The sequence below is a fragment of the Ralstonia nicotianae genome (genome assembly GCF_018243235.1).
Classification (GTDB): domain Bacteria; phylum Pseudomonadota; class Gammaproteobacteria; order Burkholderiales; family Burkholderiaceae; genus Ralstonia; species Ralstonia nicotianae.
The window spans coordinates 712,443-734,712 of the sequence record NZ_CP046674.1 but is presented as its reverse complement, the minus strand read 5'-3'; the positions used below and the strand labels follow the sequence as shown (position 1 = coordinate 734,712).

20 protein-coding genes are annotated in these 22,270 nt (G+C 67.4%); 10 read left to right on the top strand and 10 right to left on the bottom strand.

Annotated features, from left to right (window positions below; all coding sequences use genetic code 11):
- Positions 1-11: 11 nt before the first annotated feature.
- The gene (gene secF / locus GO999_RS03370; RefSeq protein WP_028853615.1) at positions 12-980 is read left to right on the top strand and encodes a protein translocase subunit SecF; all 969 of its coding nucleotides are present in this window, start codon (positions 12-14) and stop codon (positions 978-980) included.
- 75 nt (positions 981-1,055) lie between these two features.
- On the opposite strand, the gene GO999_RS03365 is transcribed toward secF, so the two are convergent.
- From GO999_RS03365 to purB, 4 genes are all read right to left on the bottom strand, one after another.
- Complete coding sequence (locus GO999_RS03365) at positions 1,056-1,652, bottom strand: YceI family protein (RefSeq protein ID WP_028853616.1); 597 nt, start codon at positions 1,650-1,652, stop codon at positions 1,056-1,058.
- A 57-nt stretch (positions 1,653-1,709) separates the two neighbouring features.
- Positions 1,710-2,276 (bottom strand): YceI family protein, encoded by a 567-nt coding sequence (locus GO999_RS03360; RefSeq protein WP_016723720.1) that lies wholly within the window; start codon positions 2,274-2,276, stop codon positions 1,710-1,712.
- A gap of 100 nt (positions 2,277-2,376) precedes the next feature.
- Positions 2,377-2,961 carry a cytochrome b gene (locus GO999_RS03355; RefSeq protein ID WP_020832660.1) on the bottom strand — a complete coding sequence of 195 codons (585 nt, stop codon included), beginning with the start codon at positions 2,959-2,961 and terminating at the stop codon, positions 2,377-2,379.
- A 246-nt stretch (positions 2,962-3,207) separates the two neighbouring features.
- A complete protein-coding gene (purB, locus tag GO999_RS03350) occupies positions 3,208-4,581 on the bottom strand; it encodes an adenylosuccinate lyase (RefSeq protein WP_011002627.1) in 1,374 nt (457 codons plus the stop codon).
- 233 nt (positions 4,582-4,814) lie between these two features.
- Between purB and GO999_RS03345 the strand changes: the two genes are divergently transcribed.
- Positions 4,815-5,423 (top strand): glutathione S-transferase, encoded by a 609-nt coding sequence (locus GO999_RS03345; RefSeq protein ID WP_016723723.1) that lies wholly within the window; start codon positions 4,815-4,817, stop codon positions 5,421-5,423.
- Between the two features lie 25 nt (positions 5,424-5,448).
- On the opposite strand, the gene GO999_RS03340 is transcribed toward GO999_RS03345, so the two are convergent.
- The 4 genes from GO999_RS03340 to GO999_RS03325 form a co-directional block, all read right to left on the bottom strand.
- On the bottom strand, positions 5,449-7,047 hold the full coding sequence (locus tag GO999_RS03340) for an FMN-binding glutamate synthase family protein (RefSeq protein ID WP_019718265.1): 1,599 nt from the start codon (positions 7,045-7,047) through the stop codon (positions 5,449-5,451).
- 88 nt (positions 7,048-7,135) lie between these two features.
- Positions 7,136-8,248: a tRNA 2-thiouridine(34) synthase MnmA gene (mnmA, locus tag GO999_RS03335; RefSeq protein ID WP_201016392.1), complete on the bottom strand. Its 1,113-nt coding sequence runs from the start codon at positions 8,246-8,248 to the stop codon at positions 7,136-7,138.
- A complete protein-coding gene (locus GO999_RS03330) occupies positions 8,245-8,751 on the bottom strand; it encodes an NUDIX hydrolase (RefSeq protein WP_016723725.1) in 507 nt (168 codons plus the stop codon). Before GO999_RS03330 ends, mnmA begins: the two co-directional genes overlap by 4 nt.
- Positions 8,752-8,884: 133 nt before the next feature.
- Positions 8,885-9,358, bottom strand: a complete 474-nt coding sequence (locus tag GO999_RS03325) for a MarR family winged helix-turn-helix transcriptional regulator (protein ID WP_011002632.1) — start codon at positions 9,356-9,358, stop codon at positions 8,885-8,887.
- A gap of 75 nt (positions 9,359-9,433) precedes the next feature.
- Between GO999_RS03325 and GO999_RS03320 the strand changes: the two genes are divergently transcribed.
- Both GO999_RS03320 and GO999_RS03315 read left to right on the top strand, forming a co-directional pair.
- On the top strand, positions 9,434-10,600 hold the full coding sequence (locus tag GO999_RS03320; protein ID WP_016726026.1) for an HlyD family secretion protein: 1,167 nt from the start codon (positions 9,434-9,436) through the stop codon (positions 10,598-10,600).
- Positions 10,597-12,132, top strand: a complete 1,536-nt coding sequence (locus GO999_RS03315; protein ID WP_211906537.1) for an MDR family MFS transporter — start codon at positions 10,597-10,599, stop codon at positions 12,130-12,132. Before GO999_RS03320 ends, GO999_RS03315 begins: the two co-directional genes overlap by 4 nt.
- A 1-nt stretch (position 12,133) precedes the next feature.
- Here GO999_RS03315 and GO999_RS03310 read toward each other — a convergent pair whose 3' ends face one another.
- Together GO999_RS03310 and GO999_RS03305 are read right to left on the bottom strand one after the other, a co-directional pair.
- Positions 12,134-13,276, bottom strand: a complete 1,143-nt coding sequence (locus GO999_RS03310) for an acetyltransferase domain-containing protein (RefSeq protein ID WP_197342932.1) — start codon at positions 13,274-13,276, stop codon at positions 12,134-12,136.
- 2 nt (positions 13,277-13,278) lie between these two features.
- Complete coding sequence (locus GO999_RS03305) at positions 13,279-15,348, bottom strand: TonB-dependent siderophore receptor (RefSeq protein WP_211906756.1); 2,070 nt, start codon at positions 15,346-15,348, stop codon at positions 13,279-13,281.
- 294 nt (positions 15,349-15,642) lie between these two features.
- On the opposite strand from GO999_RS03305, the gene GO999_RS03300 reads away from it, so the two are divergent.
- The 6 genes from GO999_RS03300 to phcB all read left to right on the top strand — a co-directional run bounded on the left by GO999_RS03300 (position 15,643) and on the right by phcB (position 22,270).
- On the top strand, positions 15,643-16,782 hold the full coding sequence (locus GO999_RS03300) for a Re/Si-specific NAD(P)(+) transhydrogenase subunit alpha (RefSeq protein WP_011002637.1): 1,140 nt from the start codon (positions 15,643-15,645) through the stop codon (positions 16,780-16,782).
- A gap of 70 nt (positions 16,783-16,852) precedes the next feature.
- Positions 16,853-17,215, top strand: coding sequence for an aspartate 1-decarboxylase (panD, locus tag GO999_RS03295; protein WP_211906536.1), 363 nt, complete (start codon positions 16,853-16,855; stop codon positions 17,213-17,215).
- Between the two features lie 71 nt (positions 17,216-17,286).
- Positions 17,287-17,610, top strand: a complete 324-nt coding sequence (locus GO999_RS03290) for an NAD(P) transhydrogenase subunit alpha part 2 (RefSeq protein ID WP_211906535.1) — start codon at positions 17,287-17,289, stop codon at positions 17,608-17,610.
- Positions 17,607-19,067, top strand: coding sequence for an NAD(P)(+) transhydrogenase (Re/Si-specific) subunit beta (locus GO999_RS03285; RefSeq protein WP_016723732.1), 1,461 nt, complete (start codon positions 17,607-17,609; stop codon positions 19,065-19,067). Before GO999_RS03290 ends, GO999_RS03285 begins: the two co-directional genes overlap by 4 nt.
- Positions 19,068-19,232: 165 nt before the next feature.
- Positions 19,233-20,270, top strand: coding sequence for a response regulator (locus GO999_RS03280; RefSeq protein ID WP_011002641.1), 1,038 nt, complete (start codon positions 19,233-19,235; stop codon positions 20,268-20,270).
- A 596-nt stretch (positions 20,271-20,866) separates the two neighbouring features.
- Positions 20,867-22,270, top strand: a complete 1,404-nt coding sequence (phcB, locus tag GO999_RS03275; protein WP_211906534.1) for a class I SAM-dependent methyltransferase PhcB — start codon at positions 20,867-20,869, stop codon at positions 22,268-22,270.

The window sequence follows — 22,270 nt, the reverse complement described above, 5'->3', positions numbered from 1 at the left end:
AAGGGCAGAACATGGAGTTTTTCCGCATCCGCCGCGACATTCCGTTCATGAAGCACGCGTTGGCCTTCAACGCCGTGTCGTTCCTGACGTTCCTCGCCGCCGTCTTCTTCCTGTTCCACAACGGGCTGCATCTGTCGGTGGAATTCACAGGCGGCACCGTGATGGAAGTCGCCTACACCCAGGCCGCCGACCTGCCGAAGGTCCGCGCCGACGTCGAGAAGCTCGGCTACGCCGATGCCCAGGTGCAGAACTTCGGCACCTCGCACGACGTGATGATCCGCCTGCCGCTCAAGAACGGCCCGGACGGCAAGCCGATCGCATCGGCCGTGCAGAGCCAGCAGGTGATGTCGTCGCTGACCGCCACCACGCCGGACGTCAAGCTGCAGCGCGTGGAGTTCGTCGGCCCGCAAGTCGGCAAGGAACTGGCGACCGACGGCCTGCTGGCGCTGCTGTTCGTGGTGATCGGCATCGTGATCTACCTGTCGATCCGCTTCGAATGGAAGTTCGCGGTGGCGGGCATCATCGCCAACCTGCACGACATCGTGATCATCCTGGGCTTCTTCGCCTTCTTCCAGTGGGAGTTCTCGCTGTCGGTGCTGGCGGCGGTGCTGGCGGTGCTGGGCTACTCGGTCAACGAATCGGTGGTGATCTTCGACCGGATCCGCGAAGCCTTCCGCAAGTACCGCAAGATGAACACGCACGAGGTGATCGACCACGCCATCACCAGCACCATCTCGCGGACCATCATCACCCACGGCTCGACCGAGATGATGGTGCTGTCGATGCTGGTGTTCGGCGGCCCGACGCTGCACTACTTCGCGCTGGCGCTGACCATCGGCATCCTGTTCGGCATCTATTCGTCGGTGTTCGTGGCGGCCGCGCTGTGCATGTGGCTCGGCGTCAAGCGCGAAGACCTGGTCAAGGGCGAGAAGAAGACCACCGGCCCGACGGACGATCCGAACTTCGGCGCGCAGGTCTGACCCCTCCCCCGCGTCACGCAGACACAAAAAAAGCCCCGCGATATCGCGGGGCTTTTTATTGGGCGCTGCGCCGGCTTATTGCTGGGCGACGCTGGCGTCCTGCTTGAGGCCTTCCACCTGAATCCGCAGCTTGGTCTCCATCTTGAAGCCGTACTGCTTGCCATAGTCCAGGCCGAACTCGTCGCGGTTGAACTTCATCTCGGCATCGGCGCCGCAGACTTCGCGCTTGAGCATCGGGTGCTGCATGCACTTGAACGAGTCGATCTCCAGCTTGACCGGCTTGGTCACGCCATGCAGCGTCAGTTGGCCTTCGGCTTCGGTCGGGGCGTCACCCTTGAACTTGGTGAACGTGCCCTTGAAGGTGGCGGTCGGGTACTTGGTCACGTCGAACAGGTCCGGGCCCTTGGCATGCTCGTTCATCTTGGCAAAGCCGAAATCGATGCTGTCGGCCTGCACGGTCACGTCGATGGTGCCGGCCTTGGCTTCGCGGTCCAGCGTGACGACGCCGTTCGACTTCTCGAACTTGCCGCGCCACTTCGACAGGCCGCCCATGTGATCGGCTTCGAAGCTCGGGTAGGTGTGGGACGGGTCGAGCTGGTACGTGACCGGTGCGGCAAACGCGGCGGTGGCGGCAACGGCGGACAGTGCGGCGACAAGGGTACGCAACTTCATGAGAGAGCTCCTGCAGAGAGAGGGGGCGAAAAAGGGAACGACAGAAAAAGACGCGAATTACTTCTTGGCGAGAACGACACGGAACTTGATGGTCACATCGTCGGCGACCACCGACGTGTCCTTCCACTCGCCATCGCCGACGTGGAACGCATTGCGCTTGATCGGCAGCGCGCCCTCGAACACCTGGCTGGCGCCGTCCTGCTTGACGGTGAAGGGCGCGGTCACGTCCTGCGTGACGCCCTTGATGGTCAGCTTGCCGACCACTTCCACCTTGCCGCCAGCACCCGGCTTGAACGCGGACGACACGAAGGTCGCCTTCGGATACTTGGCGGCGTCGAACCAGTCCTTCTTCTTCAGTTCGTCGTTGTAGGCCTTGTCGCCCACGTCGACGCTGGACACATCGATGTCGACCTTGGCCGTGGAGGCCGCCAGGTTGGCCGGGTTGTAGCTCACGGCCGCATCGAACTTGCCGAACTTGATGTCCATCGGCACGCCCAGTTGCTTGCCGGTGGCCGTCACGCTGCTCTTGGCGGCATCCACCTGGGCGATGGCCGACAGCGCGGCGATCGACAGGGCGCCGGCGGCGATCAGCCCAAGGGCGCGGGGACGCGCAACTCGTTTCATCATCAGACTCCTTCGGTCGGGCCGGCCTGTGCCGGCAGTCATGGTCGGGACGGAAAACAGGAGGCCGGCGCGATGCCGGCGCATTCGGAACCCGCGCGCTTCAGCGCAGGAACGGCAGCATGCGGCGCAGGGTGCCATCGCGGTCGACGATATGATGCTTGAGCGCGGCCAGGATGTGCAGCACGACGATCGTGGCCATGGTCCAGTTCAGCCATTCGTGCGCCACCTGGAAGATTTCCTTGAGCGCATCGCTCTTGTCGAACGGCATCGGCAATTCCCACAGGCCAAGGTAGACCACCTTGATACCGGCTGCCACGCTCAGCAGGTAGCCGGTCAGCGGCACCGCCAGGATCAGCAGATACAGCACGATGTGCGCGCCTTCGGCCGCCTTCTGCTGCCACGCCGGCATGCCCGCCACCGGTGCCGGCGCCGGGTGGGTCAGACGCCACAGCACGCGCAGCACGGCCAGGATCAGCACCGTGATGCCGGCCCACTTGTGATACGAGTACAGCTTCAGCTTGGTCGGCGTGAAGCCGGGGATATCCGTCATGTACAGGCCGAGCCCGAACGCGGCGAAGATCAGCAGCGCGATGATCCAGTGCAGCGCAATGGCGGGCTTGCCATAGGCACCGTCGTCAGCGGCTGGCGCGCGCAGGGCGGCGTCGGATCGGGCGGCATGCGGCATCGGAGGTCCTCGTGCGAGTGTGCTGGGTGGGACATCCGCCGGGGAGCGGCGGTGTCAAACGATTGTGCATTATTTGCAGGTTTGGAAAGCCCTGGGGTCGCAGAAGTTCATCGACAAATTCAATATTTTTGATGAATGATCCAGCGATGGAACAGCGTGTTCCATGGCAAGCACCAAAGAAAACAGCCCGCCCCGGCATTCCGGAGCGGGCTGTTTTCCAGGCCCTACCTACAAATTTTCGAAAGATCAGGCGATCCGGCGGGCCAGCTCCACCGCCTTGCCGACATAGCTGCCCGGCGTCATGTCCAGCAGCTGCTGGCGGGCGGCCTCGGGAATCGCCAGGGTCCCGATGAATTCGCGCAGCGCCTCGCGCGAAATGCCCTTGCCGCGCGTCAGTTCCTTGAGCTGCTCGTACGGGTTGGCGATACCGTAGCGGCGCATCACGGTCTGCACCGGCTCGGCCAGCACTTCCCAGCAGGCATCCAGGTCTTCGGCCAGGCGGGCCGGGTTGGTTTCCAGCTTGCCCAGGCCGCGCAGGCAGGCGTCGTAGGCCAGCAGGCTGTAGCCGAACGCCACGCCGATATTGCGCAGCACGGTCGAATCGGTCAGGTCGCGCTGCCAGCGGGAGACCGGCAGCTTTTCCGACAGGTGGCGCAGCACCGCGTTGGCCAGGCCGACGTTGCCTTCGGAGTTCTCGAAATCGATCGGGTTGACCTTGTGCGGCATGGTCGACGAGCCGATCTCGCCGGCCTTGGTCTTCTGCTTGAAGTAGCCCTGCGAGATGTAGCCCCAGACGTCACGGTCCAGGTCCAGGATGATGGTGTTGGCGCGCGCCACGGCATCGAACAGCTCGGCCATGTAGTCGTGCGGCTCGATCTGGATGGTGTACGGATTGAACGTCAGGCCCAGGCGGGTCTCGATCACGCTCTTGGAGAAGGCTTCCCAGTCCGCATCCGGGTAGGCCGACAGGTGCGCGTTGTAGTTGCCCACCGCGCCGTTCATCTTGCCCAGCAGCTCGACGGCTTCGATGCGGCGGATGGCGCGGTCCAGGCGCGCGGCGACGTTGGCCATTTCCTTGCCCAGCGTGGTCGGGCTGGCCGGCTGGCCGTGGGTGCGCGAGAGCATCGGCACATCGGCATTGGCGTGGGCGAGCTCGACCAGGCGGGCCTGCACGCGGCGCAGCGTCGGCACGATCACGGTGTCGCGCGCGCCCTTGAGCATCATGCCGTGCGAGGTGTTGTTGATGTCTTCCGACGTGCAGGCGAAGTGGATGAACTCGCTGGCGGCTTCCAGTTCGGCGTTGCCCTTGACACGCTCCTTGAGCCAGTACTCGACCGCCTTCACGTCGTGGTTGGTGACGGCTTCGATTTCCTTGATGCGGGCGGCATCGGCCTCGGCAAAGTGGTCGACCAGGGCCAGCAGCGCGCGCTCGGCATCGGCCGAAAAGCGCGGAATCTCCGCCAGGCCCGCCTGCGACAGCGCGATCAGCCAGTGCACCTCCACCTTGACGCGGTGGCGCATGAAGGCGGCTTCGGACAGCCACTCGCGCAGCGGATCGGCCTTGGCGGCATAGCGGCCATCGATGGGAGACAGGGCGGTCAGGGCGGAAAGCGACGACATGGCAGGCGGGAACGAAAATGTGAAAAGACGGGTAGGCGCCGGACAACCCGGACGCGGCCTCGAGCGTTGAATCGGGAGCGCCAGGCGCGCCCGCAGCGAATCCGCGATTTTACCACCCGGCCTCCCCCTTTCCACGGCCCGCCCGGCACCGGCGCGTCCGTGCCCGGCCCCGAGCGCGCGACAGCACTCGGGAACCCGCGCGGCTATACTTCCGCCTCCAACATGACACGCCTATGAAACTGATCGGATCGCACGCCAGCCCCTACACCCGCAAAGTGCGCGTGGTACTGGCCGAAAAGAAAATCGACTACCAGTTCGTGCTGGAAGACGTGTGGAACGCCGATACCCAGATTCACCAGTTCAACCCGCTCGGCAAGGTGCCGTGCCTGGTCATGGACGACGGCGGCGCCCTGTTCGACTCCCGCGTGATCGCGGAATACGCCGACACCCTGTCGCCGGTCGCGCGCCTGATCCCGCCATCCGGCCGCGAGCGCGTGGAAGTACGCTGCTGGGAGGCGCTGGCCGACGGCCTGCTCGACGCCGCCGTCGCGCTGCGCGTGGAGCAGACCCAGCGCACGCCCGAGCAGCGCAGCGAATCCTGGATCACCCGCCAGCACCACAAGATCGATGAAGCGCTCAAGGCCATGTCGCGCGGCCTGGCCGACAAGACCTGGTGCAACGGCAACCACCTGACCCTGGCCGACATCGCCGTCGGTTGCGCGCTCGCCTATCTGGACTTCCGCCAGCCGCAGGTCGACTGGCGGGAACAGCACGCCAACCTGGCCGCCTTCTACACGCGCATCGAGAAGCGGCCCAGCTTCCTGGAGACGCAGCCGCAGTAAGCGGCGTCCGCGCGCACGCCGCCCTTCACGCGGCCACCGGATCGAACCGGTCGGCCTGCGCCATCGGCCAGTAGCGCTCATAGAGCTGATAGCGATACCGCCCGGCCAGCAGATCACCGGGCTCCAGATACTTCAGCAGCGTCGACAGCAGTTGCACCTCGTTGCCCGACACGCGCCGCACGATATGGTGGGCGCGGAAGTCCACCGGATGCCGCAGCCCGGCTGCCTGCGTCAGCTCCAGCAGCGCGTGCAGCGTGTGCGCGTGGTACTGATGCACGCGCTGGGCCTTGTCCGGCACCACCAAGGCCTTCTGGCGCGATTTGTCCTGCGTGGCGACACCGGTCGGGCAGCGGTCGGTGTGGCATTTCTGCGCCTGGATACAGCCGAGCGCGAACATGAAGCCGCGCGCGGCATTGCACCAGTCGGCGCCCATCGCCAGCGTACGGGCCACGTCGAAGGCCGTGACGATCTTGCCCGACGCGCCGATCTTGATCTTGTCGCGCAGGTTGGTGCCGACCAGCGTGTTGTGCACCAGCAGCAGCCCTTCCTGCAGCGGCGTGCCGACGTGGTCCGTGAACTCCAGCGGCGCCGCGCCCGTGCCGCCCTCGGCCCCGTCCACCACGATGAAGTCCGGCAGGATGCCCGACGCCAGCATGGCCTTGACGATGCCGAAGAACTCCCACGGATGGCCGATGCACAGCTTGAAGCCGGTCGGCTTGCCGCCCGACAGCGTGCGCAGCCGGTCGACGAACTGCAGCAGGCCCAGCGGCGTGGAGAATGCCGAATGCGTCGCCGGCGAGATGCAATCCTGTCCGATCGGCACGCCGCGCGTGGCGGCAATCTCGGCTGTCACCTTGGCCGCCGGCAGCACGCCGCCATGGCCCGGCTTGGCGCCCTGCGACAGCTTCACCTCGATCATCTTCACCTGCGGCGAACGCGCCTGCTCGGCAAAGCGGTCCGGATCGAAGCGACCGTCGGCGTCACGGCAACCGAAATAGCCGGAACCGATCTCCCAGATCAGGTCGCCGCCCTCTTCCCGGTGGTACGGCGAGATCGAGCCCTCGCCCGTATCGTGGATGAAGTTGCCCAGCTTCGCGCCGCGGTTCAGCGCGCGGATGGCGTTGGCCGACAGCGCCCCGAAGCTCATCGCCGAGATGTTGAACACCGACATCGAATACGGCTTGGCCCGCCCTTCGCCCACCAGCACGCGGAAGTCCGACGACGCGATGCGCGTCGGGGCCAGCGAATGGCCGATCCACTCGTACCCGGCGATCTTCACGTCCAGCTCGGTGCCGAACGGACGGCTGTCGACCTCGCCCTTGGCGCGCTGGTAGACGATGCTGCGCTGGGCACGCGAGAACGGGCGCTCGTCGGTATCGTCCTCGACGAAATACTGGCGGATCTCCGGCCGAATGAACTCGAGCAGGAAACGCAGGTGCCCCCACAGCGGATAGTTGCGCAGCACCGAATGGCGCGGCTGCGTGAGGTCGCGCACGCCGAGCATCGCCAGCATGCCGGGGATGACCGCGCATGCCCAGTGCAGGCGCCCGGCCAGCACAAACCCGGCCGTGACCACGAACAGCAGCACGACCCCCGCAAAGGCCCAATAACGTCTTGGCAGCATGGCACTCCCTGAGTGAAAACGAATCAGGGCGCCAGCTTAAACGAGTGCCGGCGCGGGCGCAGCGGCCACAACGCGCTGTTGCGAAAAGTCAGGCGACAGCCTGCTCGAGCGATGCCGCCTCGGTGGAGGCAATAATGCCGCCGCCCAGGCAGATGTCGCCGTCATACAGCACGGCCGATTGGCCCGGCGTCACGGCCCATTGCGCCTGCTGGAAGGTCAGCGTCAGCGCATCGCCGATGGCGCGGGTGACGGCACACGGCGCGTCCGCCTGGCGATAGCGCGTCTTGGCCGCCAGCTGCGTACCTTCGGCGGGCGGATGGCCGGCAACCCAGCTCAGGTCGTCGGCATGCACGGTGTGGGCAAGCAGCCAGGGATGATCGTGCCCTTGCGCCACGTACAGCGTGTTGGCCGCCATGTCCTTGCGCGCCACGTACCAGGCATCGCCGTTGCCGTCGCGGCTGCCGCCGATGCCGATGCCCTTGCGCTGCCCCAGCGTGTAGAACGCCAGGCCGATGTGCTGGCCGATGGTCTTGCCGTCCGGCGTCCGGATCGGGCCGGGCTTGGTCGGCAGGTAGCGGTTGAGGAAGTCGCGAAACGGCCGCTCGCCGATGAAGCAGATGCCGGTGGAATCTTTCTTCCTGGCGTTGGGCAGGCCGATCTCGGCGGCGATCTCGCGCACGCGCGTCTTGGGCATCTCGCCCAGCGGGAACAGCGTGCGGGAGAGCTGCGCCTGGTTCAGGCGGTGCAGGAAGTAGCTCTGGTCCTTGGTGTGGTCGAACGCCTTGAGCAGCTCGAAGCGGCCACCCGCCTCGCGCACGCGGGCGTAGTGGCCGGTGGCGATCGTGTCCGCACCCAGCGCCATGGCGTGGTCGAGGAAGGCCTTGAACTTGATCTCGGCATTGCACAGCACATCCGGGTTGGGCGTGCGGCCGGCGGAGTATTCGCGCAGGAAGTCGGCGAACACGCGGTCCTTGTATTCGGCGGCAAAGTTGACCGCCTCGACGTCCACGCCGATCAGGTCGGCCACCGACACCACGTCGATCCAGTCCTGGCGGGTCGAGCAGTACTCGCTGTCGTCATCGTCTTCCCAGTTCTTCATGAACAGGCCGATGACCTCGTAGCCCTGCTGCTTGAGCAGCCACGCCGTGACGGAGGAATCCACCCCGCCGGACATGCCGACGACCACGCGCTTGCCGCTCATTGCGCCGCCTCCTGGCCCGAGGTGAGGCCGTAGACGCTCGGGTGCGTGTGGATGACCTCCAGCGGATAGCGCTTGCCGGCCAGGTAGTCCTCCACGCAGGCCAGCAGCAGCGGGCTGCGGTGGCGCTCGGGGCAGGCGCGGATCTCGTCGGCGGTCATCCAGACCGTGCGGACGATGCCGTCGTCCAGCGTGCGGCGCGGGTCGAAGGGCCCGAGCTCGCCGGTGAAGGCCATCCGCACATAGGTGACCGGATCGCCCACGGGCGGCTGGAACTGCGCCATGTAGCAGCCGAGGAACGCGGTCGGCGCGAAGCTGTGCGCGGTCTCTTCCAGCGCCTCGCGCGCGACGGCGTCGACCAGGCTCTCGTCCGGATCGAGGTGACCGGCGGGCTGGTTCAGGCGCAGGCCGGCAGCGGTGTGCTCCTCGACCAGCAGGAAGCGGCCCTCGTGCTCGATCACGGCGGCGACGGTGACGCTGGGTTTCCAACGGACAGCTTGGGTCATGGCAAAAAGGCAACAAAAACAAGGCGTTATTGTAGCCGCCGGACGCCGCGTCCGCTTGATGCGCCCGCAGCGCCACAGGTGACGGCCGCACCGGACAGGGGCGGCGCGCTCCGCCACCTCCGGGCGCGCCGGTTCAGCCCTGCGCGCCCCGTTCCGCGGCCGCTTCGATCATCGCCAGACGCTGGCTCATGCGCGTCAGCATGTCCTGCAGCACCCGCTGCTCGGCCGGATCCAGCACGCCGCAGATTTCGGCGCCCAGCCGCCGTCGGATCGGTTCGGCCGACTGGTACAGCGCTTCGCCGGCGCGCGTGAGCGAGATGTTCTTCGCGCGGCGGTCGACCGGATCGGGCACGCGCTCGACCAGGCCATCGCGCTCCAGCGCATCCACCGCCTCGGTGACGGTTCTCGGCGCATGGCCGAAGGCGCGCATCAGGTCGACCGAACGCACGCTGCCTTCGTGCCGGATGAAGTAGATCAGTTTCATGCGCGCCCAGGAGATGCCCTTCTCCGCCAGCAACGTATCGAGCACATGCTGCGACCGAATGTAGAAGTCGCGCAGCGCCCCGGTCAGGCCCGCGTACACCGGATCGTCGATGACTGCCGACATACATTCATCCCAATATGATATGGTAGTGAAATTATATAGGCGAACCCGGGTTCGCGCACGAAGAGGATCGTCAGCATGACCGAGGCCATGGAGCAGCACCAAGACATGGAGCGTCCCACCCATCACGGTGGCGCGGGCACAGCGCCCGCTCAACCCGCCAGGCGCCTGCGCGGCCGCCCCAGGCGGGTCGCGATGGGCGTCGCCGCCCTCGCGCTGCTGGGCGCGGCGGGCGGGTTGGCCCACTACGAACTGCGCGGCAAGTACGTCGAGGACACGGACGATGCCTACATCCAGGCCGACATCGTCACGGTGGCGCCCAAGGTCTCGGGCTATGTCGAGCGGGTCGACGTCGCCAACAACCAGGAGGTCCGGGCCGGGCAGCGCCTGCTGCGCATCGACCCGCGCGAGTACGCGGCCCAGCTGGCGCAGTACCAGGCCCAGGTGGAGGCGGCCAATGCCAGCGCCGACAACGCCCGCGCCCAGTTGGCGACGCAGAAGGCCTCCATCGCCCAGGCCCAGGCGCAATTGCAGTCCGCCGAACACGATGCGCAGTTCACCGCCGCGCAGACGCAGCGGTACGCATCGCTGGTCGCCTCGGGCGCGGAAACGCGCGACCGGCTGAGCACCCTGCAGAACCAGGCGGCGCAGGCCCGCGCGAACGCGCAGGCACAGCGCGCGGCCCTGACCAAGGCAACACTGGAGATCGCCGCGCTCCAGGCCCAGCTGCGGCAAGCCGAGGCGCAGGCGAAAACGGCGCGCGCGCAGGCAGCGGTGGCCGAGGTCAACCTGGCCGCGACCGAGCTGCGCGCCAGCACCGATGGCCGCGTCGGCGACAGCCAGGTCCGCGCCGGGCAGTTCGTGTCCGCCGGCACGCGCCTGATGTCGGTCGTGCCCATGCACCTCTACATCACCGCCAACTTCAAAGAAACGCAGCTGGGCCGCATGCGCATCGGCCAACCGGTGCACATCCGGGTCGATGCGTTCCCCGACGAAGCGATCGAGGGGCACGTCGAAAGCCTGTCCCCCGGCACCGGCGCGCAGTTCTCGCTGCTGCCGCCGCAGAACGCCACCGGCAACTTCATCAAGATCGTGCAGCGCGTGCCGGTGCGGATCGCGCTCGACGTGACCGACCGGCTCAAGCCGCTGCTGGCGGCCGGCATGTCGGTCACGGTCGATGTCGATACGCTCGCGCCGGTCCGGCCCGCGGCGCACCCGCAGCCGGGCAGCGGAGCCCTTCTGTGACGGCGGACGGATCGCGGGCGGATGCCGCGGCCTGGGCGGCCGTCGCGGCCGGCACCCTCGGGGCCATGATGGCCACGCTCGACATCTCCATCGTGAATTCGGCGCTGCCGACCATCCAGGGCGAAATCGGCGCCACCAGCACCGAAGGCACGTGGATCGCCACGGCCTACCTAGTCGCGGAAATCATCATCATCCCCCTGGCCGGATGGCTGGAGAAACTGCTCGGACTGCGCAACCTGCTGCTGGCGGCCACCGGGCTCTTCACCGGGTTCTCGATGCTGTGCGGCGTCGCCGAGACCTTGCCGATGATGGTGATCGGCCGGGCGGGCCAGGGGTTCACCGGGGGCGTGCTGATCCCCACCGCGATGACCATCATCGCCGCGCGGCTGCCCCGCGCGCAGCAGCCGCTGGGCACCGCGCTGTTCGGCTCGACCGTCATCCTCGGGCCGGTCTTCGGCCCCATGCTCGGCGGCTGGATGACCACGCAGCTCAACTGGCACTACGCGTTCTTCATCAACCTGCCGATCTGCGGGGTGCTGGCCGCGCTGCTCCTGCTCGGCATGCCCCATGAGCGCCCCCGCACGGCGCTGCTGCGGGAGGCGGACTGGGCGGGCATCGCCGGCCTCGCCCTCGGCCTGGGCGGCATGACGGTGGTGCTGGAGGAAGGCCAGCGCCTGCAATGGTTCACCTCCCCCGCGATCCGCTGGCTGGCGGCCGTGTCGGTGCTCGGCTTTGGCCTGCTGGGCTGGGGCCAGGCGCGCGCCCGCGCCCCGGTCATCCGCCTCGGGCTGCTGCGGGACCGGCAGTTCGGCGCCATCGCGGTCATGGCCATCGCGGCCAGCATGGCGTTGTACGGCACCGCCTACGTGATCCCCCAGTTCCTGGTCGGCATCGCGGGCTACGACGCACTGCAATCGGGCTGGATCGTCCTGCTGTCGGGGCTACCGATGATCGTGCTGATGCCGATGCTGCCCCTGATGCTGCGCTGGCTCGACGTCCGGCTGGCGGTCGGCGGCGGCCTGCTGGTGCTGGCGCTAAGCGCCTACATCGAGACCGGGCTGAGCCCCCTGTCGACGGGCAGCTCGTTCGTGGCCTCGCAACTGATGCGCGGGCTCGGCACCGTGCTGACCATGATGTTCCTGAACCAGGCCGCCATCCGCTCCGTGCCGCCGTCGCAGGCGAGCGATGCCTCCGGGCTCTACAACGGCCTGCGCAACCTGGGCGGCTCGATCGCGCTGGCCTGCATCGCCACGCTGCAGGAGCAACGGCTCTGGCTGCACAGCCGCCGCATCGAGGACACCCTGCCGGCCAACGCGGCCGGCGTGCAGGATTACATCGCCGGCCAGGCCCACGCGCTGGGCAGCCAGGCCGCCGCCCTGCTGTCGATGAAGCAGTCCATCCAGGTGCAGGCGCTGACGATGGCGTATGCCGACCTGTTCTGGCTGCTGACCGTGGCAATCCTGCTGGTGACGCCGCTGGTGGTCTTCCTGCGGCCCCTGCCCCGCCATGCCGGCCCGGTTGCCGGGCATTGATTCAGAGATAGCGCATCCAGGGGTGGCGCCCGGTCCGGCGCAACGCGGCGAACCAGCGCGTCGGGCCATACAGCAGCGCCACGGTGGGCAACCACGCGGCCCACAGCTGCCAGGCCGCATCGAACCCGAAGCGCTCGCCGTGGTTGGTGCCGAAGGCGTGCAGCGCCAGCCAATAGGCGAGATGCAGCGCGTACAGATGCAGCAGGTAGAAGAACATCGGCGCACCGCCGAGCGTCTGCAGCACGGCCGCGCCGCGGGCCGGCAGCCGCTCCAGCCACGCCAGTGCGCACAGGCCGAGGCCGAGCGTCGCCAGCACGAAATCGAGCGAGGGCGGATATTTGGTCAGGTTGAGGAACGACACGGCGGTCGTCAGCGCATCGGGAAAGGCGGTCCACGGCCGCGGCTCGCCGTAGCCGTTCCAGGCGCGCAGCACGGCAAACCCGGCCAGGCAGGCCAGGCCCAGCCGCAGGCACAGCGCGCGCCGCGCCGCGGGCGTGCGCCGCAGGTATGCCGGCGCAAACGCATAGCCCAGCCCGATCACGCCGATCCACGGCAGCACCGGGTACGACGTGCGCAGCCGCAGGCCGTCCGCCAGCGCAATCCAGTCCCGCTGATGCAGCACCGCCCACAGCGCATGCCACGGTGACTCCGGCCCGACGCGCACGCCGCTCAGCAGGCCGTGCCCCGCCACAATCGCCAGCGACACCGCCAGCAACGCCCCCCCCGGCAACCACACCAGCCCGGCCAGCGCGAGCATCGACAGACCGATCGCCCAGATCACCTGCAGATAGAGCGTCGTGGGCGGGAACGCGAACGTCCAGGCAAAGTTGACGACGGTGACCTCCAGGATCACGAGCAGCAGCCCGCGCTTGACCAGGTGTGCGGCAATGCTGCGCCGGTCTCCGCCCTGCTTCTGCCCCGACAGCCACGCCGACATGCCCGCCAGGAACACGAACACCGGCGCGCACGGGTGGCTGGCGAAGCGGGTCAGCGCCAGGGCCGGCGACGTGACCGCCAGGTCGACCGGATCCGTCACCTGCGCATGCAGAAAGAAGAATTCGCGCAGGTGGTCGATCACCATCAGCACCATCACCAGGCCGCGCAGCAAGTCGACGGCGACAACACGGGAACCGGATTGCGTCATGCTCAAAATGTGTAGGTGGCCGCCAGCGTGACTTGCCGCTCGGCGCCGGGCGCGACCCACAGCTCGTTGTACGAACTGGCGTAGTAGCGCTTGTCGAACAGGTTGTCGATGGTCAGCGACAGGCGCAGCGCGCGCGTCGGCTGCACGTAGCCGTTCAGGCGGACGGTGGCGTAGGCCGGCAGCTTGAAGCCGTTATCGGTGCTGTTGCCGGCGCGCTCGCCGACGTAGACCACGCCGCCACCCACGCCCGCCCGGCCCAGCGATCCCGCGCCGAATTCATACAGGCCCAGCGCGCTGGCGCTGTGGCGCGGGATGTTGGACAGCGGCGCGCCCGACGGCAGCACGGTGTCCGCCGTCACACGGGCGTCGGTATAGGCGTAGGTGCCCAGCACCTTGAGGTTCGGCGTCAGCTGGCCGGACACATCGAGCTCGACGCCCCGGCTGCGCACCGCGCCAGCGGTGCGCTGGAACACCGGATCGCGCGGATCGCCGGTCAGCACGTTGGTCTTGTCGATCGAATACAGCGCCAGCGTGCCGCCGAACCGGCCGTCGGCCGTCTCCAGCTTGGCGCCGACCTCGTAGCCGCGCCCGCGCTCCGGCGCGAACGCATTGCCCTGCGCCCCCACCCCGGTGTTGGGCCGGAACGAGCGCGCGGTATTGGCGTACAGCGACAGGGTCTGCGTCGGCTGGTAGACCAGCCCCAGGCGCGGACTGTAGGCGGTCTGCTGCTGCGCGACGCGCGCGCCGGTCAGGCGGTTGTCGGCGTGCTGCAGGAAGCGGTCCATGCGCACGCCGGCCAGCAGTTTCCACTGCGGCGTCAGCGTGACCTGGTCCTGCACGAAGGCGCCGAAGCCGCGCTGGGACTCGCGCGTGCTGCTGCTCGGCCGCAGCGCGGGCCGCGGCTGGCCGTACACGGGATCGAAGATGTCGATCGCATACGGCGCCGATGCGCTCGGGTTGGCGCGGTATAGCACCGGGTCGTAGCGGAAGTTGTAGAAGTCGGCGCCGGCCACCAGCGTGTGCCTGACGGGTCCGGTGGCCACGTCGCCCTGCAGGTCGACGCGGCCGGCCAGATCGTTGGCGTGGTAGTCGCGCTCGCGCGCCTGCCGCCACAGCGTGCGGCCATCGTCGAGCAGCCGCGACGCATCGGACGATTTGCCGAACAGGCGCGAGGTGCGATACGACAGCCCGGCGTCCACTTTCCAGCCGCTGCCCAGTTGGTGTTCGACGCTCAGCTGGTGGCTCTGCGTGCGCACCGTGGTATCGCCGTCGCCCGGCTCGCCCAGGAAGCGCGAATCGGGCAACGCCCCCAACTGCCGGTTGATCGCCACGATGCCCCGGTCGAACGGTGCCCTGAGCTGCGCCGCCTCGAAGGCATAGGTCACCACGGTGTCGTCGGTGGGCAGCCACGTGAACGATGGCGCGATCACATAGCGCCGGCTGGCGGAAAACTCCCGGAAGCCGTGATTGTTCTCCGCTGCCAGGCCCAGCCGGTAGGCGAAGTGCCCGGACAGCGGCCCGGTCAGTTCGGTCGCCAGCCGGTACTGGTCGTGGCTGCCCGCCGCCAGCGTGATCTCACGCGACGGCTTGAACTGCGGCGTGCGCGTGACGATGTTGACGATGCCGCCCGGATCACTGCGCCCGTAGAGCGCCGCCGACGGCCCCTTCAGCACGTCGATGCGCGCGATGTTGATGGTGTCCACCGGCACGCTGTTGGCGCGGTTGGCCGAAAAACCGTTGACGAGGTAGTCCGAGCCCGTGTTCAGGTCGCCGGCAAAGCCGCGGATGGCGAAGTTGTCGGCGATGCCGCCCAGGTTGTTCTGCCGGCTGATGCCGCTGACCCAGTCGAGCGCCGTGTCCAGCCGCGTCGCGCCGAAGCCGTCCAGCGCCGCGCGCGTGACCACGCCGACGGACTGCGGCACGTCCTTGAGCGGCGTGTCGGTCAGCGTGGCGGAAGTTGCGCGCCGGGCCCGCAAGCGCTCGCCCGCCTGCGCGCGGACGACGGCCTCCTCCAGCGCCAGCGTCGGAACATCGTCTGCGGCGGCCGGTTCGGGTGCGCCGAACAATGCCATCCCCACCAGGCCCCATCCGAGATGCGGACGGACCGCATACCGCCTACGCTGCATAGCATCCACCGAGTGACGGAAAGCGCTCACCTTAGTTAATTTGCAACTCTGTTGCAAATAAAAGCCAAGAAACTGCGACATTGCGCCGCGCCCGCGGCAATCGGATTCGCGGGCTGGACGAGGCACTCGGCGAGCGTCCGCCTGCAGACAACTTCGGGTAAGCTGCACGTCGATCCCAACCGGGCCACGCCCCCGACCAGCCTGCCGCGCAGGCCGGCGCACCACGACGAGGAGAACACGATGCACATCGGCATCCCGCGGGAAACGCGGGCGGACGAGACGCGCGTTGCCGCGACCCCGGAGACGGTGAAGAAATACGTGGCCCAGGGTCACCAGGTGACGGTGCAGTCGGGAGCCGGCGTGGCGGCGGCCCAGCCCGACGAGGCCTATGTGGCGGCCGGCGCCGGGATCGGCACCGCCGCCCAGGCGCTCGGCGCGCAGATCGTGCTCAAGGTGCGTTCGCCGGATGCCGCCGAACTCGCGCAGATGCAGCCGGGCGCCGTGCTGGTCGGCATGCTCAACCCGTTCGACGACGACAACACCGCGCGCCTGGCCGCCGCCAACCTCTCGGCCTTCGCGCTGGAGGCCGCGCCGCGCACCACGCGCGCGCAGAGCATGGACGTGCTCTCCTCGCAGGCCAACATCGCCGGCTACAAGGCGGTGATGGTCGCCGCCAACCACTACCCGCGCTTCATGCCGATGCTGATGACCGCCGCCGGCACCGTGAAGGCCGCGCGCGTGCTGGTGCTGGGCGCCGGCGTAGCGGGCCTGCAGGCGATCGCCACGGCCAAGCGGCTGGGCGCCGTGATCGAGGCCTCCGACGTGCGGCCCGCCGTGAAGGAGCAGATCGAATCGCTGGGCGCCAAATTCCTCGACGTGCCGCTGCTGACCGACGAAGAGCGCGAGATCGCCCAGGGCGTCGGCGGCTATGCCCGGCCGATGCCGCCCGACTGGATGCGCCGCCAGGCCGAGCTGGTGCACGAGCGTGCCAAACAGGCCGACATCGTCATCACCACCGCGCTGATCCCCGGCCGCCGGGCGCCGACGCTGCTGCCGGAAGACACCGTGCGCGCCATGAAGCCCGGCTCGGTGGTGGTCGACCTGGCCGCCGCGCAGGGCGGCAACTGCCCGCTGACCGAAGCCGACCGCGTGGTCGTCAAGCATGGCGTCACGCTGGTCGGCCACACCAACCTGCCGGCGATGGTGGCGGCGGACGCCTCCGCCCTCTACGCCCGCAATGTGCTGGACTTCCTCAAGCTGATCATCGACAAGGATGGCGGCCTCGCCATCAACCGCGCAGACGACATCGTGGCCGCCTGCCTGTTGTGCCAGGCCGGCCAGTTGGCGCGTGCTCCCGCCGCCACGAGCACCGCCAAATAACCCAGGAGACCGCGGCAGGCGCAAGCCCTGCCGCGCGTGGCGATTTCATTTCTGTTTCAAGGAAAGCTTCATGCAACGCAATATGCTCCGCGCCAAGCTGCACCGCGCGACGGTCACCCAGGCCGATCTGGACTACGAAGGCTCGTGCGGCATCGACGAGGACCTGCTCGACGCCGCCGACATGCGCGAGTACGAAAAGATCGAGCTCTACAACGTCAACAACGGCGAGCGCTTCTCGACCTACATCATCAAGGGCAAGCGCGGCTCGGGCGAAATCTCGCTCAACGGCGCCGCCGCGCGCCGCGCGCACGTGGGCGACAAACTGATCATCTGCACCTACGCGCCGATGAACGAGGAAAAAGTCGCCAACTACAAGCCCAAGATCGTGCTGCTCGGCGACGGCAACCGGATCAAGGAAATCAAGGCAGTCTGAGCGCCGGCGGCGCGCCGCGCACCCCGGCCGCCGCCATCGGTACCGACCGGGACGTCATCAGGAGGAGCAACATGGAGCTGGTCAATCACACGGTGATCAACCTGATCATCTTCGTGCTGGCGATCTACGTCGGCTACCACGTGGTGTGGACGGTCACGCCGGCGCTCCATACGCCGCTGATGGCCGTGACCAATGCCATCTCCGCCATCATCATCGTCGGCGCCATGCTCGCGGCGGGCCTGACGCAGACCGGACTGGGCCTCACCATGGGCGTGGTGGCGGTGGCGCTGGCGGCGGTCAACGTGTTCGGCGGCTTCCTGGTCACGCAGCGCATGCTCGAGATGTTCAAGAAGAAGGCGACCAAGGCCGGCAAGAACGGGGAGGCCCAGTCATGAGCATGAACCTCGTCACCCTGCTGTACCTGCTGGCGTCGGTCTGCTTCATCCAGGCGCTCAAGGGCCTGTCGCACCCGGGCACGGCGCGGCGCGGCAATGTGTTCGGCATGAGCGGCATGGCGATCGCGGCGGTCACCACCATCGCGCTCATCTATAAGCTCAAGGCCGAGATGTTCGCCGACACCGAGAGCGGCACGGCCACGGGCTTTCTGCTGATCTTCGCCGGGCTGGTGGCGGGCGGCGGCATCGGCGCCTACGTCGCGCGCACGGTCGAGATGACCAAGATGCCCGAACTGGTGGCGGCCATGCACTCGCTGATCGGCCTGGCGGCGGTCTGCATCGCCGTCGCGGCGGTGGCCGAGCCCGCGGCCTTCGGCATCACGCTGGCCGGCGACAACGTGCTGCCGCTGGGCAACCGCGTCGAGCTGTTCATCGGCACCTTCGTCGGCGCCATCACCTTCTCCGGTTCGGTGATCGCCTTCGGCAAGCTGTCGGGCAAATACAAATTCCGCCTGTTCCAGGGCGCGCCGGTGCAGTTCGCCGGCCAGCACATGCTGAACCTGCTGCTGGCGCTGGCCATGCTGGGCTTCGGCGTGCTGTTCTTCCTGTCCCAGAGCTGGCTGCCGTTCATCATCATGACGGCCATCGCCTTCGCACTGGGCGTGCTGATCATCATCCCCATCGGCGGCGCCGACATGCCGGTGGTGGTGTCGATGCTGAATTCCTACTCGGGCTGGGCCGCGGCGGGCATCGGCTTCTCGCTGAACAACCCGATGCTGATCATCGCCGGCTCGCTGGTCGGCTCTTCCGGCGCGATCCTGTCGTACATCATGTGCCGGGCGATGAACCGGTCGTTCTTCAACGTGCTGCTGGGCGGCTTCGGCTCGGAAGCGTCGGCCGGGGCCACGGCAAGTGGCGACGGCCAGCAGCGCGCCGTCAAGTCGGGCTCGCCGGACGACGCCGCCTTCCTGCTGGGCAACGCCGAGACCGTCATCATCGTGCCCGGCTACGGCTTGGCGGTGGCACGCGCGCAGCACGCCCTCAAGGAGCTGACCGAGCTGCTGGCCGAGAAAGGCGTGACGGTCAAGTACGCCATCCATCCCGTCGCCGGCCGCATGCCGGGCCACATGAACGTGCTGCTGGCCGAGGCCGAGGTGCCGTACGACCAGGTCTTCGAGATGGAAGACATCAACAGCGAGTTCGGCCAGGCCGACGTGGTGCTGGTGCTGGGCGCCAACGACGTGGTCAACCCGGCCGCCAAGAACGACCCGAAATCCCCCATTGCCGGCATGCCGATCCTGGAGGCCTACAAGGCCAAGACCATCATCGTCAACAAGCGCTCGATGAACGCCGGATACGCCGGGCTGGACAACGAGCTCTTCTACATGGACAAGACCATGATGGTGTTCGGCGATGCCAAGAAGGTGGTCGAAGACATGGTCAAGGCGGTGGACTGAGCGCCGGCCCGCGTTCGCCCATCGCTGACGGGCGTCAACTCCCATGCGGGACATGACGCAATCCGCTTGCCCCCGGCGTCGGCAGGCAGTAACTTAGTGCAATTGGGCAACGCCGGCCAGCCAGGCCCGGCACTGCCGCCCGCCTTCTCCGATTTCCTCCGACGTATGCAACAGGACAACGCCCTGCCGGTCTATTTCCACCCGACCCTCACCGTGGTGGTCGACGACAGCCAGTCCTTTGTCGAAAGCCTCGGGTTCCAGATGGACCCGTCCCGCGCGATGCTGGCCTTCAACGATCCGGAAGAGGCGCTGGCATGGCTGCGCCAGTGGCACTCGCTACGCATGCCCGGCTTCCTGCCGGTGCGCGTCACCCATGACGACCTGACCTTCTCCACCGAGCGCCGCACCATCCAGCTCGACGTCGACCGCGTCTACCGCCAGATCCACGAGGTCAACCGTTTCCTGCAGCCGTCCGTGATCGTGGTGGACTACAGCATGCCGCGCATGAATGGCCTCGAGTTCTGCGCCAAGCTCAAGGACCTGCCCTGCATGACGATCCTGCTGACCGGCATGGCCGACGAGAACATCGCCGTGCAGGGCTTCAACGACGGCCTGATCGACCGCTACATCAAGAAGGATCATCCGGCCATGGCCGAGCGCCTGAGCACGGAGATCGAAGCGCTGCAGATGCGCTACTTCAGCAACCTGTCGAGCACGCTGCGCGAACTGCTGTCGCGCCATTCGTTCAGCTTCCTCTCCGATCCGGCGGTCACCAAGCTCGTGCGGGAGCTGGCCGCGCGCTATCGCTTCATCGAGTACTACCTGTACCCGCACCCGGCCGGCGTGCTGATGCTGACCGCCGACGGCCGCGCCACCCTGATGGTGATCGAGACCGGCGCGAGCATGCTCACGCACCTGGAGGATGCCGAGGCCTACGATGCCCCCGAGGCGCTGCTCAAGGGCCTGCGCGAAAAACAGATCGTCCCGTTCTTCTGGCCGGGAGACGGCATGTACACCCACGCCTGCGTCGAATGGGAGCAGTACTGCCTGCCCGCCGAGGTCTGCCAGGGGCGCGAACCGTACTACTACGCATTGTTCGACATGCCGTCGCATCTGCTGCCGGCGCAGATCTACAGCTACACCCAATTTCTTGCCAACTACCGGCAGGATCCGGACGCGCTGACCGGCCGCAAACCGCGCTGATGCGGCCCGCCGATTCCTTTTGCAGCGCGTTGCTCCACGTTGTGTGGACCCTGTTCGGCAAGTACAATCGATTGCGTCATCCGATGACCATGACGTCAGAGCATGGGACGAATGATGGCCATGATGCCTGCGGCATCGTGGCGAACGAGGGCATCGGCAAGATACGGCGCCCCGGGGTTGTTACTGTGCGGGATTCTCCTTGAGAGACGATTTGGGTTGCGACAGCGGGGCGCGCGCGGAATAGGCGTGCGCCATGGATATCAGGGGAGTGCATCGCTCCAGTCTGTTTGCGGTCACGCGACGCCCTTGACCACGCTGTCGGTCCGGTAACGGTGGACGCCGTCTGCCGTGGCTCCGACCGGGCCTCTCCTCCAATCATCTCGAAGCGGGTTCGGGCGCGAGGCGCCCAGGCCGTCGCGCGCCGCGCGCGGCCGGCTAACGCCGGACACGCTTTTACGACTGATGCAGCGGCATCCCCTGCCCGACGGGCAGCAGGCCGCCAGACCGGGACCGCAGTGCGGTTCCGGGTGCATGGTAGTGGAGTGAGCTTCCCGCTGGATGGACGTTTCTCCTGAAGTCTCCGGCAAATTCGCACCGTGTACTCTCCCAACCAAATCGATCCGGCAGTCAGCTTCCGCAACTCCCAGGGTCAGCAGGTTCGCGGCACCATCATCACGCTGCAGCGGCGCGCCCTGGTGATGGAGGTCTACAACCCCTATTCCATCGTGCAGGTCAGCGAGGTCCTCTCCGACCTGGCCATCAAGATGGGCACGCGCCAGGCCTACATCGGCAAGGCGGTGGTGGTCAGCCTGGTCAACACCGGCCTCACCGCCGTGGTGTCCGTCACCCTGACGGAAGAATGGCGCGGGCTGGCCGATGTCCAGGACAGCCCCAAACTGGTCGGCGACGAAGCCCGGGCGTTCGTCCAGGACTGGGAAGAGCGCTTCCGCATCCGGCACAACTACCAGATCGTCGTCAATGAAATGCGGGCGTTCCTGGCCGAAGTGTCGCGCTGGGTGGAACAGGTTGACCTGTCCGAATCGCTGCCCAAGGACGGCCACGGCAAATTGCGCATGGACGTGTTCCAGGAGCTGGCCGAGCCGATCATGTACAAGATCAAGCACTACCTCGACTGGCTCGAATCGGAGGCTGCCAAGGTGGAGCCGGAGCTCGCGCCGTCCCACCGGACATTCGCCCAGACGGCGTTGCACCCGCTGCTGCTGCGCGCGCCCTTCGTCTATCGCACCTACACCAAGCCGCTCGGATACGCCGGCGATTACGAGATGGTCAACCAGATCCTCTCCGATCCCCGCGAAGGGCCGAGCACCTACTTCCAGATCGTCAACGCCACCTTCCTGAGCGCCGCGGTGGCGCGCGCGCACCGCAACCGCATCGATATCCTGGTCAACTATCTCGGCGAGCTTGCGGCCCGTGCGCAGGCGGCCGGGCGCCGGTTCAAGGTGCTGAACGTCGGATGCGGCCCGGCCGCGGAAATCCAGCGCTTCATCCGCGAACACCCCGAGCCGGACCGGCTCGCGTTCCGGCTCGTCGACTTCAGCGAGGAAACCCTCGAATACACGCGCAAGGAGATGGATGGCGTACAGCACGCGGCCAAGAAACAGGTGGACATCGAGTTCGTGCACGAATCCGTCCACCAGTTGCTCAAGCGGCGTGTGGCGCCGGGCACGCCCGAGGCGGGCGAATTCGATGCGGTGTACTGCGCCGGCCTGTTCGACTATCTGTCCGACAAGGTGTGCAGCCGGTTGCTGGCCTACTTCGCCGCCAGCACACGCCAGGGCGGCACCGTGCTCGCGACCAACGTGCACAGCAACAACCCGGAGAAGCTGGGCATGGAGCACCTGCTGGAGTGGTATCTGGTCTACCGGGACGAAGAGCGCATGACGACCCTGCTGCCGCCGGGCTCGGAGCAGGTCCGCGTCTTCACCGACGATACCGGTGTCAACGTGTTCGCCCACGCCGACGTGGCAGCCATCGCCTGA